5 protein-coding genes are annotated in these 4,217 nt (G+C 35.8%); all 5 read left to right on the plus strand.

The window, feature by feature from the left end; translation table 11 throughout:
• The first annotated feature begins 27 nt into the window (after nucleotides 1-27).
• The 5 genes from AC1RPK_RS07525 (at nucleotide 28) to AC1RPK_RS07545 (ending at nucleotide 4,093) form a co-directional block, all read left to right on the plus strand.
• Nucleotides 28-759 carry a replication protein gene (locus AC1RPK_RS07525; protein ID WP_481761991.1) on the plus strand — a complete coding sequence of 244 codons (732 nt, stop codon included), beginning with the start codon at nucleotides 28-30 and terminating at the stop codon, nucleotides 757-759.
• Nucleotides 756-977, plus strand: a complete 222-nt coding sequence (locus AC1RPK_RS07530) for a hypothetical protein (protein ID WP_481761990.1) — start codon at nucleotides 756-758, stop codon at nucleotides 975-977. The genes AC1RPK_RS07525 and AC1RPK_RS07530 overlap by 4 nt, the downstream gene beginning before the upstream one ends.
• A gap of 93 nt (nucleotides 978-1,070) precedes the next feature.
• The gene (locus tag AC1RPK_RS07535; RefSeq protein ID WP_481761989.1) at nucleotides 1,071-1,691 is read left to right on the plus strand and encodes a GNAT family N-acetyltransferase; all 621 of its coding nucleotides are present in this window, start codon (nucleotides 1,071-1,073) and stop codon (nucleotides 1,689-1,691) included.
• Nucleotides 1,692-2,265: 574 nt separating this feature from the next.
• On the plus strand, nucleotides 2,266-3,351 hold the full coding sequence (mobV, locus tag AC1RPK_RS07540; RefSeq protein ID WP_004906452.1) for a MobV family relaxase: 1,086 nt from the start codon (nucleotides 2,266-2,268) through the stop codon (nucleotides 3,349-3,351).
• 577 nt (nucleotides 3,352-3,928) lie between these two features.
• Complete coding sequence (locus AC1RPK_RS07545; protein ID WP_481761992.1) at nucleotides 3,929-4,093, plus strand: transcriptional regulator; 165 nt, start codon at nucleotides 3,929-3,931, stop codon at nucleotides 4,091-4,093.
• The last annotated feature ends 124 nt before the right edge of the window (nucleotides 4,094-4,217 follow it).

A 4,217-nucleotide genomic window follows, 5' to 3' on the forward strand; every position in this document is an offset into this window, starting at 1 on the left:
TTTATTTTCTAAAGGTGATTATACTATATGACTACTAAAAATACAAAGGCTAGAAACTTTGCATTCATTTTGTATCCTGAAAGTATTCCTGAAAACTTTATTGAAAATTTAGAAAAAACTGGTATTCCTATGGCGATTAGTCCGCTCCATAATTTAGATAAAACTGAACGAAAATTTAAAGATATGACTCCTGATGAACAAGAGATAATAAGTGCTGGTGGATCAATTTATAAAAAACCACATTATCATGTTTTGTATATTGCTCGTAATCCGGTTACTGTTGAAAGTATTCGGAAAAAAATAAAACGTAATTTAGGTGATCAATCTGTATCTCATATCGAAATTGTTGATAGCGTGGAGTATTATTTTCAGTATTTAACGCATGAAAGTTCTGATGCAATTAAGAAAGGTAAACACCGCTACGATAAAAAAGATTTAATCTTTATAAATGATTTTGATATTGATAGATACGTAACACTTGATGAAAATGAAAAGAAAGAATTAAGGCAGACTTTACTTGAAATTGTAGATGAATATAACATTGTTAATGTAAAGGAATTAAGCTCGTTTATCAGACAAAGAGGTAACGAATTTGGAATTGAGAGTATGAAATATGTGAATGAAATAATTTCAAGTTCTTCTGGAATTTTTCGACTATATTTTGATGCAAATTACCAATGTGGTTATCGTCCGGTCTATTCAAAAACCATTGATCCTGATACAGGAGAAATAAAGAATGAGAGAGGGGTGAGAGCATGAGAGAGTTTAGTGAAAGTGATGTTGAGAAATACTTAGAATACACTGATCAAAATGTTATCCCGACTAAAGAGCTTTTAGGTCAATGCTTTATTTGTGGTATAAAGTTAAGTGAAACTGAGACACCTGAAGGTCCAGAAAAACGAGTTGTTTGTTTGAAAGATAGAGATTACTTTGTTGAAGGATTTGAGGAATTGATAGAAATGGGAGAAATAAAATAAATATTGAGACTGGAGAGGTTAAGTAATGATTATTGACGTGGAATATATTGGATTTAAGAACAATTTAGAAGTTAATTATTTGGAGGAAAAGTAATGACACAAGCAGATATTAAATACCGTCCTATTAAACCATCCGATTATCATATCTTGGAAGATATGATTCGCAAATCATGGAACTACGATCGATTAGGAAGCCCAAAATTAGCTAAACAACTGTCTAAAATATATCTTGCCAGTTGTCTTGTTAATCAAACATTTACTAGTGTTGCTGTTTTTAATGAAGTGCCTGTTGGTATTATTATGGGTAAAAATAGAGAAACACATCGTAAACCACTAAGGTATCTTATTCGGCAAGGAATTGCTGTTGCACGAATTGCTATATCTAAAGAAGGGCGTAAAATTGGAAAGACGTTTCAAAAATTTGAAGAAGTTGATGAAATTCTTTTAAAGAGCATTGGTACAAACTTTGATGGTGAATTAGCTTTTTTTGTTGTAGATGGAAACCAACGTGGTTCAGGTATCGGTAAACAATTGTATCAACAATTTTTAGATTATATGACATCTGAAAATCTTAAGACATTTTACTTATTTACGGATACGACATGTAATTTTGGCTTTTATGAACATCAAGGTTTGGAACGATTAGCTGAAGAAACGCTCGATTTGCCAGAATTACAAGAGAATATGCATTTCTATTTGTACGGAAAAATGTGATAAAAGGGGCTAGTATTATATTTTCTAAGTAAAATGAAAAAATGTTATTTCTTAAAAATTTACCTTCAATGGGCGCGATTGTTGAACTATTTTTTTAGAAAAGGGTAGCTTAGGCTACTCTTTTTTATTTGGCCAGTGGGAAAATAAACGGTAGGGTCAACGATAAATGTCTGACTGAAGCAAATCGGAAGGAATTTAAGAAGTTGATACGATCCACTGATTTTCCACCCTCTTGGCAACTCGTTTTCGAGCCGTCGGAGACATGTAGAAATTTTCTGGGTTTGCCACTTTTGAAAAAGTGGCAAGGTCTGTTGTTTTGAATTTGATATTGAAATGAATTTGCAATCGTTGCGGAAAAATGCAAAGGTGAAAATATCATTTCTGTTACTAGAAAAAAGGACAGCTGTAGGCGTTTTTTTTTGTGCCTGTTCACGTCGAACCTTTTCAGCCTAAAGGCGAAAAAAGGGGCAAAGTGGACAGACAGTTTTTAGCCTCGCAGAGACCACACTTCACAGAGTGAAGTATAGTGGGTTATACTTTACTTGGAAGATAACTCCGAAATGAGGTGCGTACTATGAGTTTTGTAGTGGCTAGAATGACGAAATTAAAAGCTGATAATTTAGTCGGTATTGGCAATCATGACCAACGGAAAACGACTAATCACAGCAACGAAGATATTGATGTTTCCCGCTCCCACTTGAATTATGATTTGGTGGCTGGGCGCACTGATAATTTTAAAACGGATATTGAAGCCTATATCAACGAAAATAAAGCTAGTAAGCGGGCAGTTCGCAAAGACGCTGTTTTAGTCAATGAGTGGATTCTAACCAGTGACAAAGATTTTTTTGAGCAATTAGACGAAGTCGAAACCCGTAAATATTTTGAAACAGCCAAACAATATTTTGCAGATAACTATGGCGACGAAAATATTCGTTATGCGGTCGTTCACTTGGACGAGAAGACCCCTCACATGCATATGGGCATTGTGCCCTTTGATGATGATAGAAAGCTCTCAGCTAAGCGTATATTCAATCGTGAAGCCTTACAGCGCATTCAAGAGGAATTACCACAATATCTCAAAGAGAATGGCTTTGATGTTCAACGTGGCAACAAAAACAAAGAGCGTAAGAATTTATCAGTACCCGAATACAAAACTATGCGGGAAGATTTGAAAAAAATAGAGACCGAAAAACAAGAGACACAAGCAAAGCTTGCAGATACTAAAAAACAGCTTGATGAAATCAAGCCACGGGATAACAAAAAAATTGCTAGTAAACCAACTTTGCTGAATAAAAATAAAGTCATGGTTGATAAATCTGATCTCGCTGATTTGGAACAACGGGCGTCTTTTAGTGATAATTACAATCAAATGCATGCTAGAGCAAGGCGTGAAGCCGACTCGTTAAGAGATAAACTGACTAGAACAACGTGGGACTATAATGACCTCGAAAGAGAGAATGAGCGATTGCAAAAGTTAGTCGGAACACTTCAAGGCATTGTCCGCAATGTTGATGAATTTCTACACAAAAAACTAGGTATCAATTTACCTGACAAGTGGCTAGAACGTGCAGGACTAAAAGAACCGTCTAAAAAAGCCCCTGAAAGCTCACAGGAACTCGAAAAACATAAATCTGATGAATTAGGCGGTCCACATCTTTAAAACGCTTATATGGGCTTAAAATGGCATTTAAGAGCTTAATTTAACATCTGGCTAGATTGAACGTCGTTAATTTTGTGTCTGTCAACGGTAAATCGAATTAAAGGGGCTTGCTGCTTTAGCAGTTAGCCCCTTTTTGAGGCTTTAAGGAGTTGATAGACTAGCGGATAAAACACTTTTGCGCATGCAAAGAAAAGCACACCTGCTTTTTTTGCCTGCCCCACGGCGAGTGCGGGGTGAGTTTGAGCGGGAGCTCCCGCTCATTTATGGGGTCAAGCTGACACAGCTTGCGGGTTTGGGCGGAGCCCATATTTTGGTTTGAGTGGGATAAAAATTTTGAAAATCAGGGGGCAGGGAGCGAATTTCGCTCCCGTACTACGACCCCCCTATAAGTGCCGAGTGCCAAATTTTACTTGAATAGGACTTTACGCTTACTCTCCCAATGGATTTGGGAGTTTTTTTATGACCGCCGTTTGACCGCCGTTTTGACCGCCGTTTTTTTAAACGGGTTATTTTTTGACTATATAGACTATAAGTATATAATGATGTATAATGATAAAAAAATAAAGGAGTGAGTTTTATGCCTGAAGAGAAAACAGAATATCAAGTTGTAACCGTTAGAATACCTAAAAAGATGTATGCTGATTACAAAGAGATTTTAAAAAGTGAAGGAAAAATTGTAACTTACGATATTAGAAACTATATGCGTGATGTTATCGAAAAATCTAAGAAAGGAGAAAAATGAGCATAAAAAAAGAGCGCCCTCTCTCAAGTTCGCTCGTGAAAAATGCTTTTATTTTCTAAAGGTGATTATACTATATGACTACTAAAAATACAAAGGCTAGAAACTTTGCATTCATTTTGTATCC

This window comes from Dellaglioa sp. CoH-55-MRSF-6, from assembly GCF_056782215.1.